Raw genomic sequence first — 18,326 nt, 5'->3', positions numbered from 1 at the left:
TTCTATTTAGGTTTGAGCGAGTAATTGTTTTATTTGTTCGCCCGTACAACCAAAACGTCGCTCTCTGGCAACGTAACACGCAATGGCCTCAGCAAATGCTGCTTCATTAAAATCTGGCCAAAGTGTCTCGGTAAAGTAAAGTTCTGCATAAGCAACTTGCCATAGTAAAAAATTACTAATACGAACATCGCCACCAGTGCGAATAAGTAAATCAGGTTCTGCCTGATCTGCCATGCTCATATGCTGTGCTAAGCGCTCTTCTGTAATATCTTCTGCGTTTAGTGTGCCCTGCGCAACTTGCAAAGCAAGTTGTTTTGCCGCATTGGCAACATCCCAACGACCACCGTAATTAGCTGCAACATTTAAACGCAACCCGGTGTTATTTTCAGTCAGCTTATGCGCAGCGTCTACCTTGCTACGTAATCCTTCAGAAAATCGTGATAAGTCTCCAATAATGGTCAGTTTTACATTGTTTTTATGAAGCTTTTTAACTTCCTTTGTTAAAACAAATAAGAAAAGCTCCATTAAAGTGTTTACTTCGTCTTCAGGGCGGCGCCAGTTTTCACTACTAAAAGCAAATAAGGTTAACGATTGTATCCCTAATTTAGTACAAAACTGAACAGATTGACGAACTGCGTCTACGCCTTTTTTATGCCCATACACACGAGGTCTATTTCTAGCTTGCGCCCAACGTCCGTTCCCATCCATGATGATAGCAACATGTTTGGGTAAACATTGCTGTGAAATTGTGTCAGCATCTAGAACCATAAATATCGAGTATTCCATAAAAAAACGCCGCCTAGTATACCCTAGACGGCGTTTCAAAACTAATAATTTTAATAGGTCCTGTCGACCTTTCAGGATTGTAATTTGTTCAATCTAGGGGCGACTTAATCGCGGCGCGAGATTTGTAACCTAGTGGACTAAGCAAAAATCGAGTAACAAAGAGTTAATCGCCCCTAGGCAGAACCCTTTGGGCAGCGCGTGTTTGGATTTTATGCATCGTTATCGCCTAATTATGGGGAATAACCACACAACATAGGCTCTGCCTTGCCTAAAAACCAAACACACTGCTGCAAATTCAACCTCGAAAGATAAACAGGACCTTACTTAGATTTCCATCAATTCTGTTTCTTTAGCAGCTAATAAAGTATCCATTTCTTTAATAAACTTATCAGTAAGCTTTTGAATCGCATCATCCGATTGACGCGCTTCATCTTCAGATATGTCTTTATCTTTTAATAAACCCTTTACATCGCCATTAGCATCACGACGAATGTTACGAATAGCAACACGACCGCCTTCAACTTCGCCACGTACAATTTTGATTAGGTCTTTACGACGCTCTTCTGTAAGTGGAGGAAGTGGTACGCGAATAACAGTACCTGCCGACATAGGGTTTAAACCTAAGTCAGATGCCATAATTGCTTTTTCAACAGCTTGCGCTAAAGACTTGTCAAATACACCAATAGCCAGTGTACGAGAATCTTCAATTGTTACGTTAGCAACTTGGTTTAAAGGCGTTGGTGCACCGTAGTACGACACCATAATGCCATCTAGGATTGCAGGATGTGCACGGCCAGTACGAATTTTAGACAATTGGCTACCTAGTGCAGTTACACTTTTTTGCATGCGCGCTTGCGCGTCTTTTTGAATATCGTTAATCACGGTTTAATCCTAATTATTTGATTATTTCATCTGAGGCTTGTGAAGAAATAAGTGTACCTTCTTCTTCACCCATAATTACGCGTTTTAGCGCGCCTGATTTGTTCATGTTAAATACGCTCAATGGCATATTGTGATCGCGGGCTAGAGTAAATGCCGCTAAATCCATAACTTTTAATTCTTTTTCAATGATTTCATTGTAGCTTAAGTGGGTATAAAGCGTCGCATCTGGGTTTTTAACAGGGTCATCACTGTATACGCCATCAACCTTAGTCGCTTTAATTACTGTATCCGCTTCAATTTCGATACCGCGTAAACATGCTGCAGAATCGGTAGTAAAAAATGGGTTACCAGTACCCGCTGCAAAAATGACTACGCGACCAGTTTTCAATAAACTAATTGCTTCAGCCCAGTTATAAGCGTCACATACACCATTAAGCGGAATAGCCGACATAAGACGACAATTTACAAATGCACGGTGTAGCGCATCACGCATTGCAAGGCCGTTCATAACAGTTGCAAGCATACCCATGTGATCGCCTACTACGCGATTCATACCTGCTTCTGCAAGTGATCCACCGCGTAAAAAGTTACCTCCACCAATAACTAAACCCACTTCTACGTCGAGCTCTACTAGCTCTTTAATTTCTTGTGCCATACGGTCTAAAACTTTAGGATCGATGCCGAAGCCTTCGTCTCCCATTAAAGCTTCACCACTTAATTTAAGAAGAACACGTCTAAAAATAGGTTTGCGATTGATAGTCATAGTATTGGGGCCAACTTTTATTGAATTATGGATAAAAAATAACCGCGCTTATGTTAAACATAAAAGCGCGGTTATTTTAAAGAATTTCTAGCTGCGAAGCAAAACCAAATAGTACTTTAATTGCATCTAATTTCATTATCCTTCACAAATAGTAATCTTACTTAGCTTTAGCAGCAGCAATTTGAGCAGCAACTTCAGCAGCAAAATCTTCTTCTTTCTTCTCGATACCTTCACCAACTTCTACACGTACGAAGCTAGTAACTGTTGCGTTTTTCTCTTTAAGAATATCGCCAACAGTTTTCTTAGGCTCCATGATGAAAGCTTGACCAGTAAGAGAAACCTCACCAGTGAATTTTTTCATGCGGCCAACAACCATCTTCTCAGCGATTTCAGCAGGCTTGCCTTCATTCATCGCGATTTCGATTTGTACTTGCTTTTCTTTAGCAACAACATCGGCTGGTACATCTGAAGGTGTTAAGTATTCAGGGCTAGATGCAGCAACGTGCATTGCAACGTGCTTAAGTGTTTCTTCATCAGCAACACCCGCAACAACAACACCGATACGATCGCCATGACGGTACTCAACTAGGTTTTCACCAGTTACGTACTGTAAACGACGTACATTGATGTTTTCGCCAATTTTAGTAACTAGCTCAACACGGTCTTCTTCAAACTTAGCTTGTAAGTCTTCGATAGAGATAGTGTCAGCAATTGCAGCGTCAGCAACTTTGTTAGCAAATGCTAAGAAGCTTACGTCTTTTGCAACGAAATCTGTTTGACAGTTAACTTCTACTAGTACTGCAACACCCGCGTTTTGCTTGATGATGATAGTACCTTCAGCAGCAATGTTACCTGCTTTTTTAGCAGCTTTAGCAGCGCCACTTTTACGCATGTTTTCAATCGCTAACTCGATGTCGCCATCAGTCTCAGTTAACGCTTTTTTACAATCCATCATGCCAGCGCCTGTGCGCTCGCGTAATTCTTTAACTAGGGCAGTAGTTACAGCCATTAGTAAATCCTCAAATCTGAAATCAGGTTAGATAAGCGGGTTACCCGCTCGACAAGAATAGCAAGTCTTCACCTTAAAAAGATGAAGACTTGATGACAGCTAATTACTCAGCTTCAACGAAATCGTCTTTCTCAGCTTGAGCAACGATGTTATTCTCGCGACCTTCAGTAATAGCAGCTGCAACAGCGCTAGTGTAAAGGCTTACAGCACGGATAGCATCATCGTTACCAGGTACGATGTAATCAACACCGTCTGGGTTAGAGTTAGTATCTACGATTGCAACAACTGGAATACCTAGGTTGTTTGCTTCACGGATAGCAATGTGCTCGTGGTCAGCATCGATAACGAAAAGCGCGTCTGGAAGACCGCCCATGTTTTTGATACCACCAAGGCTCTTTTCAAGCTTTTCCATTTCGCGGTTAAGCGTTAACGTTTCTTTCTTAGTTAACTTCTCGAAAGTTCCGTCTTGGCTTTGTGCTTCAAGGTCTTTAAGACGCTTGATTGATTGACGTACAGTTTTCCAGTTAGTCAACATACCACCTAACCAACGGTGATTTACGAAGAACTGGTCGCTTTCTAAAGCAGCTGATTTAACTGCGTCGCTTGCTGCGCGCTTAGTACCAACGAAAAGAACTTTACCTTTGTTTGCTGCAGCACTTGATAAAAACTTAAGTGCGTCGTTGAACATTGGTACAGTTTGCTCAAGGTTGATGATATGTACACGGTTACGTGTGCCGAAGATGAAAGGCTTCATCTTAGGGTTCCAGTAACGTGCTTGGTGACCAAAGTGAACACCAGCTTGAAGCATATCGCGCATTGAAACGTTTGCCATTTTATAGATCCTCTATAGTTGTTTAGGGTTAGGCCTCCACATATCCCATAGCACCAACACCGAAGTAATTAAACTTCAAATGCACCCAAGTGTATGTGACGATACGTGTGTGTGTTAAAATAAAATTGTGTTTGCCTTAAATACAAAAAATCATTTAAGAATTTATTTGTAAAAAGACGGCGCGCTTTATACCATATTAAAATTAAATACTCAACGTCGCGTGCAAAATTTGTTCGGCGATAAATGTTAAAAACTCAACTTTGGAGCCTCAATGAGCGCTATTATCAAGACCCCTGAAGAAATAGAGAAAATGCGCGTAGCTGGGCGCTTAGCGGCCGATGTACTTGAAATGATCGGCCCTCATGTAGTGCCAGGTGTTACCACCGATGAGCTAAATACACTTTGTCATGATTATATTGTTAATGTGCAACAAGCAATCCCTGCTCCGTTAAATTATCATGGCTTTCCAAAATCAGTTTGTACGTCAGTTAATCATGTTATTTGTCACGGAATTCCAAATGACAAAGCATTAAAAGAAGGCGACAGTGTAAATATCGACGTAACTGTCATTAAAGATGGTTACCACGGCGACACATCTAAAATGTTCCACGTTGGTACACCAAACATTCAAGCTAAGCGTCTTGCAGAAGTAACACAAGAAAGCTTATACCTTGCTATTAAAATGGTAAAACCAGGTGTGCGCTTGGGTGATATTGGCTCAGCAATTCAAAAATATGCAGAGAGCTTTAACTACTCAATTGTACGTGAATATTGCGGCCACGGTATCGGCGCAGGATTTCATGAAGAACCACAAATAATGCATTACGGTAAAGCCGGTACTGGCGAAGCCTTAAAAGCAGGTATGTGTTTAACTATTGAACCTATGGTTAATGCGGGTAAACGCCAATGTAAGCTTCTTAAAGATGATTGGACAGTAGTAACACGCGACCGTAGTTTGTCTGCACAGTGGGAACATACTTTATTAGTGACTGAAAATGGTGTTGAAATTTTAACGCTACGATCAGATGATACTATCGAGCGGATCATAGAACACTAATAAAACCAAAACACTTGATAAGAAAATTCTTATCCGTGTGAAAGGTTCAACAAGGAGCCAGCCCACGTGGCATTACCCAACAAAGTAAAAAAGTTGCTTAGCGATGCAGAGCAACTTAGTGATTATCGCGATTGTTCTAGCTATTTTTATAAATGGTTACATAACGAATTTTCTAAACAACCGGTTGGGAATTTAATTAATGCCCGGGCTGAGTTTATTGACCGCCTACTCATTAAGCTTTTTCATGTATACGACTTAGCGCGCGAACCTGATTTAGCATTAATAGCGGTAGGCGGATACGGACGTGGTGAGCTACATCCCTACTCCGACATCGACTTTTTATTGCTTGTAACTAAACCGCCAAGCGAAGAAATATGCGAAAAAATAGGCCAGTTTGTCACCATGCTATGGGATCTCAACTTAGAGATTGGCCACAGCGTGCGTACAATAGAACAAGCCATTGAGCAAAAACGTGAAGACGTTACTTTTGCCACCAGCTTGCTCGAAAGCCGCCTTATTTTTGGTAACCACATTGAGTTTGAAAAACTCAAAATGCATATTCTTGAAACGCCAGTATGGCGCTCAGGTGAATTTTTTACTGCCAAAGTTCAAGAACAAAACTTACGCCACAGAAAGTGCCACGGCACCGCGTATAATCTTGAGCCAAACATTAAAGAAAACCCCGGTGGTTTGCGCGACTTACAAACCATTATTTGGGTGGCAAAAAAGCATTTTAGAACCGAAACCCTGCAAGAGTTAATAAGCCACGGCTACTTAACTCACGAAGAGTTTCAAGAGCTTTCTGAGTGTCTAGAAAACCTATGGAACATTCGCTTTGCACTGCATTTAGCTGCAGGTCGAGCTGAAAACCGCTTATTGTTTGATCATCAACCGCAAGCCGCCGAAATTTTAGGTTTTGGTAGCGACGGTAAAGCCTCTGTTGAGCGTATGATGAAACGCTTATTTAGAATAATGAGCCGCGTGCGCGAACTTAACCAAATGCTACTTTCATACTTTGAACAAAGTATAATGCCCGAAAGTAGTGCTGTGGCAGCAATAGAACTCGACAGAAACTTTGAGCAAGTAGGTCATCAAATACGCGTAAAAGATCCGTCGGTATTTTTTAGACGCGACCAACTCTTTGTATTGTTTGAGCACATAGCCGATAACCCAGCAATAACGCATATTTACCCAAGTACTATTCGTACTATTCGCCAAGTGCGCCGTCGTTTATTGGGCGATTTGCAAGATTACGCAGCCTGTCGCGAAGCCTTTTTACGCTTAGTTAAACACCCTAACGGTATGGGCCGCGCATTTACGCTCATGCACAAGCACGGCATGCTTGCCGCCTACTTACCGCAGTGGCGTAATATATTTGGGCAAATGCAGTTCGATTTGTTTCACGCGTACACCGTAGATGAGCACACTCACAAATTAATCAAAAACATTTACGAATATTTTGATAAAACAGGCATTAGCGAGTTTCCTATTTGCAGTGAAATAGTCACTCGAATGGACAAACCAGAGCTACTTTATTTAGCCGGTATATTTCACGACATTGCTAAAGGCCGAGGTGGCGACCACTCAGAACTTGGCGCTGTTGACGCAATAGCATTTGCTAAATTACATGGTTTTTCATCGGTGGATGCAAAGCTCGTTGCATGGCTTGTAAGTAATCATTTACTTATGTCTGTTACCGCACAGCGTAAAGACATTAACGATCCGGCTGTAATAAAAGACTTCGCTACACGCGTTAAAACAGAGCGCCAACTCGACTACTTATATTGTTTAACCGTTGCCGACATACGTGCAACTAACGACAACTTATGGAACGATTGGAAAAACACCCTACTGCGTGAGCTCTACTTACACACGCAGCGCGCTTTGCGCCTAGGGCTCGAAAACCCAATGGATCAACGCGACCAAATTCGCGATAAAAAGCACCAAGCTAAACAACGCTTAATAAATCTGAGTTATCAAGAGGAAAAAATTGATTTAATTTGGAGCCGCTTTAAAGCCAACTACTTTACCGCCTTTAGCGAACAGCAAATATCATGGCAAAGTGAGCATTTATTAAGTAGCACAGACTTAAGCCAGCCAAGTGTTGTTGTATCTAACAAAGCTATGCATGGTGGCACACAAGTATTTGTATACAGCCCCTACTCTGGCCCACTGTTTGCCCGATTAGTAAGTGTTATTGGCTCTAAAAAAGCGCAAATACAACACGCGCAAGTACTGACCACAAAAGACGGCTACGTCTTGTTTAGCTTTGTAATACTTGAAGTAAGTGGCGACCCTATTGCAAGTGGTCGAGCGCAATCAATTAAACGCGGGCTTGAGCAAGCACTAAGCGATCCGCGTAAAAAGATTCGCTTTAAAAAGAGCCGCTCTCAACGCTTTAAAGATTTTAATATTAAACCTAAAATTGTGTTGCGCCCACATGCACGCAAAGACCGTAGTTTAATAGAAATTCAAGCCGTCGATATACAAGGTTTACTAACCAAAATAGCCGAAGTTTTCCAAGCGCATTTACTACACATTCACGCAGCCCGTATTACAACGGTAGGTGAACGTGCAGAGGATTTCTTTGTCGTATCTAATAACGAATACCAAGCGCTGACTGATGAAGAGCAAGCAAAAATTCATCAGGCATTACGTAAAAAATTCAACGCCGAAACAGAATAGAGGACACACATGTCAGATTTAAAAACGATGATCGAAAACGCATGGGACAACCGCGATAGCATTAGCCCAAGCACAGTATCAAACGACGTAAAACAAGCTATTATCGACGCACTTGATTTACTTGATAGTGGCGCAGCACGCGTTGCCGAAAAAATATCAGGTGAATGGGTTGTACACCAGTGGCTTAAAAAAGCAGTGTTACTGTCGTTTCGTATTCGCGACAACCAACCAATGAACGATGGCGTAAACCAGTTTTACGACAAAGTACCGCTTAAATTTAGCGACTACACCCCAGAGCAGTTTCAGCAAGGCGGTATGCGCGTAGTACCAAACGCAGTAGCACGTAAAGGCAGCTTTGTAGGTAAAAACGTTGTACTTATGCCATCGTACGTAAACATTGGCGCATACGTTGACGACGGCACCATGGTTGATACATGGGCGACTGTAGGCTCGTGTGCACAAATTGGTAAGAACGTACATTTATCAGGTGGCGTTGGCATAGGCGGCGTTTTAGAGCCTCTACAAGCTAACCCAACTATTATTGAAGATAACTGTTTTATTGGCGCACGTTCTGAAATTGTTGAAGGCGTAATCGTTGAAGAAGGCGCTGTAATTTCAATGGGCGTTTACATCAGCCAAAGCACGCGTATTTATGACCGCGAAACTGGCGAAATTCACTACGGCCGCGTACCAGCAGGCGCAGTAGTTGTACCAGGTGCACTACCGTCAAAAGATGGCACCCACAGCCTGTACGCTGCAATTATCGTGAAAAAAGTAGACAAGCAAACACGCGAAAAAGTAGGCATCAACGCCCTACTACGCTCAATTGATGAGTAATAGTCGGTTGGGTTGAGTGAAACGAAACCCAACGATACTTTAAAGTTAAGTATTTTAGCTAAACTTTAATTGTATATAGAAAAGCTCTAAGCCTTTGGTTTGGAGCTTTTTTAAATTCTTCTAAATGAAGTTTGAGTGCTGGAAACTTCTACATCAAAATTCAATGAACTCAAAAGGGACTCTAAGCCCTTAACAGCCAACTCATTATTTTCTGATGGTCCTATTATAATTTCTTCAATTGAATTTTTAGGAAAAGGTATCGCTCTATATGGGGCTATAATGCCGGACTTTAAAGTTCTATACTTTAAAGGAAAAAACTCTTTTTCCCCATTTTTAAGCTCTACAAAATCGATATAAGAACATTCTATAAAATCAAAGTAATTTACTTTTGGCTCATCATTTATCACTACAAAACCTGGTGAATAAAGTATAAAGCGATATTCTTTTTCGTACATGAATGCTTTGTTTTTTATACTTGCAACCTTAAAAGCAATATCATTAAAAGCTTCGATAACGAGTTTGCTCAGCTTTCTATTAAGTTCGTTTTTATCTAAACTTTCATCCAGGCTGCAATCTAATACTTCAGGAAGACATTTTTCAATTAATAAATGTAGCATTTCCTTTGTTCGCTCATAAACAACATCGGCATAATCAATCAAAAATTTATGCCGTATAAAGTATTCGTTATCGTGGAGTTTATCTTTATTAAACTTTATACAATATGAAGTCTGTTCTGAACCGTAAGTAAGCCAGTGATTTAAACTGTCTCGCTCTGTTGTGAATGAAACTGTATAAATATCACTTAATTCATTTTCATCTAAAGCATCCCAAAAAGATGCTAAGAACTTATTAACCTTATCAATATCTGCATTTTGCATTTTATTTTTAATATCTTTTAAAGGTATACCCTTATGCTTAGCATAAATTTCTTCGAGTTTTTCTTGTGAAAATTCTGAAAATTCCTCTCTAAGCGGTTTTATCGTATCGATACCTTCTTTAATTTCTCTAAAATCATTTAGATACTCTGTATTAGTAGCCCATAAACTTTTGCTCTCTAAAATCCCTTTCAGACCCTCTGCAGACGTGTAGTGGTAAACATATTCCATATTTAAAGCCTTAAATAATTAATTTTATTTATTCTGAGTCTAACTCTTTAAGCGAAAACAATAAAATTGAATATTATGAGGTGTAAAACGTTGGGTTTCGTTTCACTCAACCCAACCTACCAAAAAATCTCCCAAAACTAAAAAAGCACTTATAAAATAAGTGCTTTTGTTGGTTCGCTCAATAGTGTGGTTTACAGCGCGTTAAATACGTCGTCAGTTTTAGCTGCGCAAATAAAATCGTTTTTGTGTAGGCCTTTAATTGAATGGCTCCACCATGTAACCGTTACTTTGCCCCACTCGGTTAATAAACCAGGGTGATGACCTTCGTCTTCTGCCATGTCGCCTACTTTGTTAGTAAACGCGATAGCTTGTTTGAAGTTTTTAAATTTATAAACACGCTCAAGCTGCATAATGCCGTCGCGTACTTCTGGAACCCAGTCTGGGATTTTAGTAATTAATTGCGCAAGCTCTTCGTCAGATACTTTTGGTGCATCTACGTGGCAAGCTTCGCATTTTTGTTCACTTAATGAAGACATTTTAAATCCTTACTTTTAGCTTTTTAGCATTAATGTTTAACTGGCTAATTTTTCTTTTGGTGGAAATTTTGGGTCGTGCAAGCCAAGCTCTTTAGCTCGCTCAACCAAAGTCATAATATCCATTTGCGATATATCAAACAGATCATGAATCGAATTTATGGTGTAGTACTGTGGTTGCATAATATCAATACGGTACGGCGTACGCAGTACATCAAGCACATTCATTGGGCTAATTTCTGGCGTGTTTGAGTATACGTACTGAGTTTCACCTGGGCTTGATAAAATACCACCGCCGTAAATACGCAGACCGTCTTCGGTTTGCATTAAGCCAAATTCGACTGTAAACCAGTATATACGCGCAAGGTATACACGGTCTTTTTTCTGCGCTGCGTAACCTAATTGCCCGTACTTATGCGTAAACTCGGCAAAGTCAGGGTTAGTTAGCATGGCGCAATGGCCGAATATTTCATGAAAAATATCTGGCTCTTGTAGGTAGTCAAATTCTTCGCGGCTACGAATAAATGTAGCTACCGGAAACTGCTTGTTTGCCAGTAATCTAAAAAACTCATCAAAGTCGATAAGCGCAGGTACTGGCGCAACTTGCCACCCAGTAGTGACTAGCAATACTTCGTTTAGTTCGCTTAACTGCGGAATACGATCGTGCGGCAGGTTAATCTTTTTTAACCCTTGCATGTACTCATTGCAGGCTTTGCCTTCAATGCACGCAAGTTGGCGTGCTACAAGCTCAGACCAAATTTTATTTTCTTCATCACTCCAATGTATAACACCATTTTCGTCTGGTGTTTTGGATGTGTATTTACTTGCTTTAGCCATAAGTACCTTCTTGGGTGTGTGCCCTAAATCGGTGTCAGTGTGATACTCAAATCTATTGAATATCGAATGACCCCATACTATGCAAAAGTGAAGAAAAGTTTAATAGATAGGCTAACATCAGTATTTGGCGCGATCACCCCAATCGTAAAGTTAAAATTACACCTGTGGCACACTAAAAATACAGACCTTTAAATAAAGGCCTGTAGCTTGTTTTTATGTGTATATAATTAATTACACCTAACCAATTTTAGTAAAAGCTTGGTTTAAATCACTAATAATGTCGTTAACATCTTCAAGCCCAACCGAGAGTCTGATCAGCCCATCACTTATTCCAGCGGCGGCTCGCTCCTCTGGCGTATAAGGCGAGTGAGTCATAGATGCAGGATGCTGAATCAGTGTTTCAGCGTCGCCAAGGCTTACTGCAAGTGTACAAAGTTTCATACTATCAATAAATTGTGCGCCATCTTGTAGCGTGCCTTTTATTTCAAACGCAATAACACCACCAGCGGCTTTCATTTGATTACCAATAAACTTATAACCTGGGTGCGATTTAAGCCCCGGGTAATATACGGTGCTTACTTGTGGGTGCGCTTCTAGATATTCGGCTATTGTTTGTGCGCTTTGACAATGGCGCTCTATTCTAATAGCGAGTGTTTTTAGGCCTCGATTAATTAGCCATGCGTCGTGCGGGCTTATGGTTGCACCAATATCTTTTAATACGGTCATTTTAATGTGTGTTATGTGCTCAAGCGATCCACATACAATACCGGCGACTACGTCTCCGTGGCCGTTTAAGTACTTGGTCGCACTGTGCATTATAATGTCGATACCGTATTTTTTAGGCGATTGCAGTAGCGGCGTTAAAAAGGTGTTGTCGACCACACTAATTAAGTTGTGCTCTTTAGCAACTGCGCCAATGAGTGCCAAATCAATAACCGCCATAGTGGGGTTGATTGGCGTTTCTACAAATATCATTTTTGAATTAGGTTTGATGGCAGCGCGTAGTTCGTCCTCGTTGGTCATATCAACAAAAGTGACTTCGATTCCCCAGCGCGGCAACATATGCGAGAAAAACGCAAAGGTACAACCATACAAAGCACTTGAGGCAACAAGATGATCTCCCTGCGATAAAAAGCTCAGTACTGAGGCAGATACGGCCCCCATACCTGTTGCGGTTGCAGCAGCTGCTTCACAACTCTCTAGTTGAGCAACTTTTTGCTCAAGCTCTGTGGTTGTAGGATTTCCTAAACGCGTATAAATATAGCCAGGTTCGTCGCCTGCAAAACGCGCAGCACCTTGTGCGGCATTTTCAAAATGAAAGGTAGAGGTTTGATACAAAGGAGAAGTGAGTGCGCCGTGCGGGTCGTTTGCTTTTTGTGGTCCGTGAATACACTGGGTGTTTATATGATGCTTGCTCATTGTAGGCTCATTTTTTGATTATTATGTTTTTGCGATTCAACAATCAAAACGTATGCGCTTACAAACAGCAAGCATGCCGGATGCTCAGATGGCTATTTGTGTAAAAACCGTGCAGCGCACGTTTGTACACAAATATTGCCACCAGGGCGTGTTGACCTTTGCGGATTGAAATTTGTTCAATCTAGGGGCGATTAAATCGCGGCGCGAGGTTTGTAACCTAGTGGGCTAAGTAAAAACCGAGCAAAGCTTCCGCGTCCTGCTCACGCCCCTTACCTACATCCATATAGGCAACAAAGAGTAAATAGCCCCTAGGAAGAACCTTTGGGCAGCGCCTGTTTGGCATTAATGCTACGTTATCACCCATTTATGGGGAATAACCACACTACATAGGCTCTGCCTTGCCTAAATACCAAACACACTGCTGCAAATTCAACCATCAAAGATCAACACGCCCTCGTATTTTATTGTGTTGGTTCCGCTTTTTTACGGCTCATAATTTTACCTGCGATGCTTTGCACAGTGCCTTTTAGTAAGCTGCGTTTGTTTTCAAGCCGTGGTAATGGGCGACTAAGCTCCATTGCTTTGTAACCAATACGCGCTGTAAAAATACCGGCGCTGACCCCTTGCGCTGCCCGCCCCGAAAGCTTACCTAAAAGCTCAGCACTCAGTGCTGTTGCAGCAAGGTCAGATACAAGCTCAGCACTGCCTACAAACATTACTTGTTTTATCAGCATACGGTACAGCTTTATACGGCTCGCGTAGCCAAAACCAATGCCATAAATTTTACCAATTTGTTCAATTAACTTAGTACCGCGCCAAAGCACAGCCATCATATCCACCAGCGCAAGTGGGCTTAGGGCAACTAGCAGTGCGGATTCAGTCGCAAACCGATTTATAAGCTTTTTAGCTTTGGTGTCTTGGGTTATTAATAAACTATTGGCGTACAGCGTCATTATTTCTTTGTCGCTGTGATGCGTCGCCACTTGGTTTTTGAAGGTTTCAAAGTTATCAAGCTCCTGGTGTTTATTAAGCTTTTCAAGCCAAGGTAATGCACCGCCTACTTGCTCGCTGTTTAAAAGTCTGTCGGCTTCAACTCGGTGCAATTGGTTACGCTTTAAACTGCGCAGCATTCGGTACTCTCGCCACAATAAGCGCCCTATTAGCAGTACACCACTTACAACCGCGGTTAAATAAACACTGCCTAAAATAATTGATTGCTCGAAAGCAAATAATAACGAGTATGCAAACTCTAAAAGCACCAGCACTATAAAACTAATAGCAAAAACACCTTTGAGCGTTTGCCACTTTGACTTTTTGTATACAGGTTCTAGATCTATTTCTGGCTCTAGTGCTTCATCTTCAAGTTCTTCGTAATCACTTTGTCCGTGCCGAATAATTTTTGCAGGTGCTAAAACGGGTTCGTTTTGCTCTATGCTTTGCGTATCTATACGACGCCCTGCTTGAAATGGTTGGTTTGACTCACTCATGTTAATTTGTCTCCTAGCAGGTACTGCATGACATGATCTAATCGAATATGTTTTAGTTGTTTATCGGGGCTCGGCATTGGAGAGAACGATAAAAACTCAAATCCCTGTGCTGGCCACTCATTTTTATTAAGCATCCGCGTGGGAGGTTGCGGCGGTAAATACGTAAGCCAATCAGGCTCGTGTAATGGTTTACCGTAAATACAGTCAAGCGTTTGGCCTTTGTCGGCAATTTGGCGCGGTTGCGTTGCTGTAATTGACGACATTGCCATGGTTTCTATTTGCACACCATCAAACTTTAAATGATTACTTTGCTCATGCACGAGCGAATCAAGTAGCAGTGCTAAATCTTTATGGTGCTTAGAACTTATATGATCTGACTTATTAGCTGCAAATAATATTTTGTCTATGTTGGGCTTAAATAAACGTTTAAAAAAGCCCGACTCGCCATAGTTAAAGTGTGCGAGTAATTGGTTTATTACACTGCTTTGCTCTTGGAGTGTTTCGTGCCCTTCGTTTAGCGCACTAAGTACATCTACAAGTACAATTTGGCGATCGAAGTGTCTAAAATGCTCATTATAAAATGGTTTTACAACTTCTTTTATATAAGCGTTAAAGCGCTTAATTAAATGCGCTAAATTAGAACCCGCAACAACATCGTCACTATTTACTTTACCCGATACCGGAAAAAACAATAACAATGGCGCGCCTTGTAAGTCGCCAGGCATAAGCATGCGCCCAGGTTGCAACATGGCAAGTTTGGTGTCTTTTTTAAGCCCGACTAACATGCTTTGATAAAGCTGAGCAATATGGGCAAGTGCGTTTTCATCAACGGGAGCGTTTAAGTCAAGTTGCTCAACGGCCATTAAAAAATCACTTGATGTGTTTACGCGCGAAGGCTGAGTTAATAACGGATATTGCTGCTCGCACCATTGAGCATAGCTTTGCTCAAGCATAGGTAAATCAAGGAGCCATTCACCCGGGTAGTCAATAATATCTAAATAAAGCGTTGATTGCGGGGAAAAGTGGCCGCGCAGCCCTGCATTACTTTGATACTTTATTGCTAAGCGCAGAGTATTAATACGCTCGGTTGATGCAGGCCATGTAGGCATCCCATCGCTTGGTAATAATGAATTTAGCGCGCGCGTATAATTAAACGTAGGAACTTTTAACGCCTCTTGCGGCACAACTTTAGTGGCCACATGGCGGTGCTCGCGCATTACATCAAAAAAAGGTAAGTTTTTATCGTCCGCTTGGGTTGTTAAGTGTTTAACAAGCGCGGTAATAAAGGCTGTTTTACCACTACCACTTAGGCCAGTTACGGCAAGCTTTACGTGTTGGTCTAAACTGCGATGAAGGGCTTTTTGTGCTTTGCCTTTAATGCTTTTAAAGGTCTTTTTTGCAAATGATTGGCTCATAAAGTGTCTTGCACCTAATTTGCCGTAATTTATCACGCTGCAAATAAGGTGCTATTAAATCCTTTAAAGTTTGTTAATTTCACGGCTCACCGTAAACTCGCTTGAGGTTACATGGCGCTCCATATCTTGAAGGCGAGTATCTACACGCGTTAAACGCTCTTTTAAGTCTTGCAATGCGCGGCGCGGCGGCTCGCCTTTTTGCCATACTTTAAATTTTACTTCTAGCGGATCGTCATGTTTAGTTGAGCTTTTAGTTTGCGCTGTTGCGGGCTCTTTTTTATCTAAAATGAACCAGGCTGCAATATACGCTACCACAAATAATGGGCCACCCGTTAGCAGTACCGCACTAACAAATATAATGCGAACTAACCATAACTCCATATTAAAGTAGTCACTTAATCCCGCACATACTCCGGCTATTTTACCGCGTTGTGGGTCTCTTAATAATTCACGTTTGGCACTCATACTTTGCGTCTCCATTGTGGTGACTCTTGATCAAGCAATGCTTCAAGTGTTTCAACCCTGTCTGCCATTTTTTCAGCTTTATGTGCAAGCTCAAGTAACTGGCGATGTTCGTGTTCACTTAAACCTTGGCTTACTTGTTTTTTGCTACGGTAGTGCAAAATTAGCCACAGCGGGGCAACAAAAATCATAAACATAACAAATGGAACAATTATTACATCTGAATCAAACATAATTCTCTCCTGACAATCCGTTTTGATGTTTTTAAGCAGTGGGGCACTTTAAGTGCCCCTTTATAAATTATTTATCAGCTAGCTTCTTTTTAAGTTCGGCTAGCTCATCATCTATCTTTTCATTTTTTTGTAGATTAGCAATTTCGTCCGCTAACGTCTTTTTACCTAAATCGTAAGACTCAATTTGAGATTCTAGTCCATCAATTTTAGTTTCGTAACGTTCAAAGCGATTAAGTGCGTCTTCTACTTTTGAGCTATCAAGTGTCTTTTTCACTTCAAGGCGCGACTCAGCCGAACGTTGGCGAAGTATAATTGCTTTTTGACGTGATTTCGCATCTGCTAGCTTTTCTTGTAGTGTCGTTACTTCTTGCTGTAGTTTCTCGATATGAGACTCTACATGTTCAAGTTCACTAGCGACTGAAGCAACGGCATCTGCCGACTTTTGCTTTTCAAGCAGGGCTGAACGCGCTAAATCGTCGCGGTCTTTACTTAAAGCCAGTTCGGCTTTATCTTGCCAATCACTTACCTGTGCTTTAAGCGTATCTAAGCGGCGTACAATTTCTTTTTTCTCAGCCAATGTTTTAGCTGATGTAGAACGTACTTCAACAAGCGTATCTTCCATTTCTTGAATAATCAGACGAACCATTTTTTCTGGGTCTTCTGCTTTATCTAAAATGGCGTTGATATTAGAATTAACAATATCTGCAAAACGTGAAAAAATTCCCATAACATTTACCTCTGTAATTAAAACGTAGTTAGTCTGCTATAACTAGTATCAATATGCTTGCCAACTTTTTAAAAGCTAAAATACACTTTATTTTCATTACGTTAAACTAAATATACAAATTTCTTTAGTTATCCCTACTTATGAAATACACTAACTGTTAGTAAAAATGACCAAGAGTTAGGAAATATGAGCCAATATCGCCAACAGGATAATTTACTCGGCCAATCAGATAGCTTTCTGTCTGTATTAGATCAGGTATCGCAACTGGCTAATTTAGATAAACCGGTACTTATTATTGGTGAACGCGGCACAGGTAAAGAGCTAATAGCAGCACGCTTACACTTTTTATCAAAGCGTTGGGAGCAGAACTACGTAAAACTTAACTGTGCAGCGCTTAACGAAAACCTTCTCGAAAGTGAATTATTTGGCCACGAAAGCGGTGCCTTTACGGGGGCAAGTAAACGCCACGAAGGTCGTTTTGAACGCGCCAACAGCGGCACACTGTTTTTAGATGAATTAGCTAATACCTCAGCTATGGTACAAGAAAAACTGCTGCGCGTTATAGAATACGGTGAGTTTGAACGTGTTGGCGGCAAACAAACTGTAAAAGTAGATACACGCTTAGTGTGTGCTACAAACGAAGATCTTCCTTATTTAGCTGAGCAAGGTGAATTTAGAAGTGACTTACTCGATCGCCTTGCCTTTGATGTAATTACCCTGCCACCACTGCGCGAGCGTCAAGACGATATTATGCTTCTTGCTGAGCAGTTTGCGATGAATATGGCACGCGATTTAGAGTGGGAACTGTTTAGCGGTTTTACCCGAAGCGCAACAGAAACACTGCTTAGTTATGATTGGCCTGGTAATATTCGTGAACTTAAAAATGTGGTTGAACGCAGTTTATATCGCCACGGTAGTGAACATATCCCCGTTCACCAGATTATTTTAGACCCATTCGATAGCCCATTTAGACCAAAAGCGCGCATTAAAGCATCTATAGCGGCTCAAACTGTTAATGCCGAGCCTATTGTTGTTGCGCCGCCGATTACTCAAACAAGCAATGATTCATCCGTTGATATTCAATTTCCGTGCAGCTTAAAAGAGCGTTCTAACGACTTTGAAATAAACATGATTAATAAAGCGCTCGAACATAGCCAATTTAATCAAAAGAAAACTGCAGAAGTACTTGGTTTAACGTATCATCAATTACGTGGTTATCTTAAAAAATACAACTTGTTGGATCAACAATAGTCAGA

Annotated in this window: 18 protein-coding genes; 4 read left to right on the top strand and 14 right to left on the bottom strand. The window is 41.2% G+C overall.

The window, feature by feature from the left end:
- Window positions 1–6 precede the first annotated feature (6 nt).
- The 5 genes from I6F40_RS08065 to rpsB form a co-directional block, all read right to left on the bottom strand.
- Complete coding sequence (locus I6F40_RS08065) at window positions 7–786, bottom strand: isoprenyl transferase (protein WP_007580985.1); 780 nt, start codon at window positions 784–786, stop codon at window positions 7–9.
- Window positions 787–1,110: 324 nt separating this feature from the next.
- Window positions 1,111–1,632 (bottom strand): ribosome recycling factor, encoded by a 522-nt coding sequence (gene frr / locus I6F40_RS08060; protein WP_206008562.1) that lies wholly within the window; start codon window positions 1,630–1,632, stop codon window positions 1,111–1,113.
- 49 nt (window positions 1,633–1,681) lie between these two features.
- The gene (gene pyrH / locus I6F40_RS08055) at window positions 1,682–2,431 is read right to left on the bottom strand and encodes a UMP kinase (protein WP_007580982.1); all 750 of its coding nucleotides are present in this window, start codon (window positions 2,429–2,431) and stop codon (window positions 1,682–1,684) included.
- Window positions 2,432–2,588: 157 nt separating this feature from the next.
- Window positions 2,589–3,440 (bottom strand): translation elongation factor Ts, encoded by an 852-nt coding sequence (gene tsf, locus I6F40_RS08050; protein ID WP_007580981.1) that lies wholly within the window; start codon window positions 3,438–3,440, stop codon window positions 2,589–2,591.
- Between the two features lie 103 nt (window positions 3,441–3,543).
- Window positions 3,544–4,272 (bottom strand): 30S ribosomal protein S2, encoded by a 729-nt coding sequence (gene rpsB / locus I6F40_RS08045; protein WP_007580978.1) that lies wholly within the window; start codon window positions 4,270–4,272, stop codon window positions 3,544–3,546.
- A 271-nt stretch (window positions 4,273–4,543) separates the two neighbouring features.
- On the opposite strand from rpsB, the gene map reads away from it, so the two are divergent.
- The 3 genes from map to dapD all read left to right on the top strand — a co-directional run bounded on the left by map (window position 4,544) and on the right by dapD (window position 8,851).
- Entirely contained in the window at window positions 4,544–5,329 is a 786-nt protein-coding gene (gene map, locus I6F40_RS08040; protein ID WP_007580976.1) for a type I methionyl aminopeptidase, read from the top strand.
- A 66-nt stretch (window positions 5,330–5,395) separates the two neighbouring features.
- Window positions 5,396–8,014: a [protein-PII] uridylyltransferase gene (gene glnD / locus I6F40_RS08035; RefSeq protein WP_197192733.1), complete on the top strand. Its 2,619-nt coding sequence runs from the start codon at window positions 5,396–5,398 to the stop codon at window positions 8,012–8,014.
- 9 nt (window positions 8,015–8,023) lie between these two features.
- The gene (gene dapD / locus I6F40_RS08030; RefSeq protein ID WP_197142634.1) at window positions 8,024–8,851 is read left to right on the top strand and encodes a 2,3,4,5-tetrahydropyridine-2,6-dicarboxylate N-succinyltransferase; all 828 of its coding nucleotides are present in this window, start codon (window positions 8,024–8,026) and stop codon (window positions 8,849–8,851) included.
- Between the two features lie 110 nt (window positions 8,852–8,961).
- Here the strand turns inward: dapD and I6F40_RS08025 are convergent, their stop codons facing one another.
- The 9 genes from I6F40_RS08025 to pspA form a co-directional block, all read right to left on the bottom strand.
- On the bottom strand, window positions 8,962–9,957 hold the full coding sequence (locus I6F40_RS08025) for a DUF2971 domain-containing protein (RefSeq protein ID WP_197192732.1): 996 nt from the start codon (window positions 9,955–9,957) through the stop codon (window positions 8,962–8,964).
- Window positions 9,958–10,148: 191 nt separating this feature from the next.
- On the bottom strand, window positions 10,149–10,493 hold the full coding sequence (locus tag I6F40_RS08020; protein ID WP_006793641.1) for a 4a-hydroxytetrahydrobiopterin dehydratase: 345 nt from the start codon (window positions 10,491–10,493) through the stop codon (window positions 10,149–10,151).
- 36 nt (window positions 10,494–10,529) lie between these two features.
- Entirely contained in the window at window positions 10,530–11,327 is a 798-nt protein-coding gene (gene phhA / locus I6F40_RS08015) for a phenylalanine 4-monooxygenase (protein WP_197192731.1), read from the bottom strand.
- Between the two features lie 237 nt (window positions 11,328–11,564).
- On the bottom strand, window positions 11,565–12,746 hold the full coding sequence (gene megL / locus I6F40_RS08010) for a methionine gamma-lyase (protein ID WP_007580969.1): 1,182 nt from the start codon (window positions 12,744–12,746) through the stop codon (window positions 11,565–11,567).
- A gap of 461 nt (window positions 12,747–13,207) precedes the next feature.
- Window positions 13,208–14,233 carry a TIGR01620 family protein gene (locus I6F40_RS08005; protein WP_197192730.1) on the bottom strand — a complete coding sequence of 342 codons (1,026 nt, stop codon included), beginning with the start codon at window positions 14,231–14,233 and terminating at the stop codon, window positions 13,208–13,210.
- Window positions 14,230–15,648 (bottom strand): YcjX family protein, encoded by a 1,419-nt coding sequence (locus I6F40_RS08000; protein ID WP_197192729.1) that lies wholly within the window; start codon window positions 15,646–15,648, stop codon window positions 14,230–14,232. Before I6F40_RS08000 ends, I6F40_RS08005 begins: the two co-directional genes overlap by 4 nt.
- Window positions 15,649–15,711: 63 nt before the next feature.
- Window positions 15,712–16,113 carry an envelope stress response membrane protein PspC gene (gene pspC, locus I6F40_RS07995; protein ID WP_024590986.1) on the bottom strand — a complete coding sequence of 134 codons (402 nt, stop codon included), beginning with the start codon at window positions 16,111–16,113 and terminating at the stop codon, window positions 15,712–15,714.
- Entirely contained in the window at window positions 16,110–16,343 is a 234-nt protein-coding gene (pspB, locus tag I6F40_RS07990; protein ID WP_008168589.1) for an envelope stress response membrane protein PspB, read from the bottom strand. The genes pspC and pspB overlap by 4 nt, the downstream gene beginning before the upstream one ends.
- 67 nt (window positions 16,344–16,410) lie before the next feature.
- Window positions 16,411–17,070 carry a phage shock protein PspA gene (pspA, locus tag I6F40_RS07985; RefSeq protein ID WP_002958333.1) on the bottom strand — a complete coding sequence of 220 codons (660 nt, stop codon included), beginning with the start codon at window positions 17,068–17,070 and terminating at the stop codon, window positions 16,411–16,413.
- Window positions 17,071–17,256: 186 nt separating this feature from the next.
- Here pspA and pspF point away from each other — a divergent pair, with 186 nt between their 5' ends.
- Window positions 17,257–18,321 (top strand): phage shock protein operon transcriptional activator, encoded by a 1,065-nt coding sequence (gene pspF / locus I6F40_RS07980; protein WP_197192728.1) that lies wholly within the window; start codon window positions 17,257–17,259, stop codon window positions 18,319–18,321.
- Window positions 18,322–18,326: the final 5 nt, after the last annotated feature.

Origin of the sequence: Pseudoalteromonas sp. SWXJ133, from assembly GCF_015864365.1 — a bacterium.
Taxonomy (GTDB): Bacteria; Pseudomonadota; Gammaproteobacteria; order Enterobacterales; family Alteromonadaceae; genus Pseudoalteromonas; species Pseudoalteromonas arctica.
This window is presented reverse-complemented; position numbering and strand designations above follow the sequence as displayed.

Bases quoted from the DNA above. Each gene is read 5' to 3' on its own strand.
- pyrH (WP_007580982.1), bottom strand. From the start codon at position 2,431: ATGACTATCAATCGCAAACCTATTTTTAGACGTGTTCTTCTTAAATTA.
- I6F40_RS08020 (WP_006793641.1), bottom strand. From the start codon at position 10,493: ATGTCTTCATTAAGTGAACAAAAATGCGAAGCTTGCCACGTAGATGCA.
- I6F40_RS08000 (WP_197192729.1), bottom strand. From the start codon at position 15,648: ATGAGCCAATCATTTGCAAAAAAGACCTTTAAAAGCATTAAAGGCAAA.
- tsf (WP_007580981.1), bottom strand. From the start codon at position 3,440: ATGGCTGTAACTACTGCCCTAGTTAAAGAATTACGCGAGCGCACAGGC.
- I6F40_RS08005 (WP_197192730.1), bottom strand. From the start codon at position 14,233: ATGAGTGAGTCAAACCAACCATTTCAAGCAGGGCGTCGTATAGATACG.
- pspC (WP_024590986.1), bottom strand. From the start codon at position 16,113: ATGAGTGCCAAACGTGAATTATTAAGAGACCCACAACGCGGTAAAATA.
- dapD (WP_197142634.1), top strand. From the start codon at position 8,024: ATGTCAGATTTAAAAACGATGATCGAAAACGCATGGGACAACCGCGAT.
- pspA (WP_002958333.1), bottom strand. From the start codon at position 17,070: ATGGGAATTTTTTCACGTTTTGCAGATATTGTTAATTCTAATATCAAC.
- frr (WP_206008562.1), bottom strand. From the start codon at position 1,632: ATGCAAAAAAGTGTAACTGCACTAGGTAGCCAATTGTCTAAAATTCGT.
- map (WP_007580976.1), top strand. From the start codon at position 4,544: ATGAGCGCTATTATCAAGACCCCTGAAGAAATAGAGAAAATGCGCGTA.
- rpsB (WP_007580978.1), bottom strand. From the start codon at position 4,272: ATGGCAAACGTTTCAATGCGCGATATGCTTCAAGCTGGTGTTCACTTT.
- I6F40_RS08065 (WP_007580985.1), bottom strand. From the start codon at position 786: ATGGAATACTCGATATTTATGGTTCTAGATGCTGACACAATTTCACAG.
- megL (WP_007580969.1), bottom strand. From the start codon at position 12,746: ATGAGCAAGCATCATATAAACACCCAGTGTATTCACGGACCACAAAAA.
- pspF (WP_197192728.1), top strand. From the start codon at position 17,257: ATGAGCCAATATCGCCAACAGGATAATTTACTCGGCCAATCAGATAGC.
- I6F40_RS08025 (WP_197192732.1), bottom strand. From the start codon at position 9,957: ATGGAATATGTTTACCACTACACGTCTGCAGAGGGTCTGAAAGGGATT.
- phhA (WP_197192731.1), bottom strand. From the start codon at position 11,327: ATGGCTAAAGCAAGTAAATACACATCCAAAACACCAGACGAAAATGGT.
- pspB (WP_008168589.1), bottom strand. From the start codon at position 16,343: ATGTTTGATTCAGATGTAATAATTGTTCCATTTGTTATGTTTATGATT.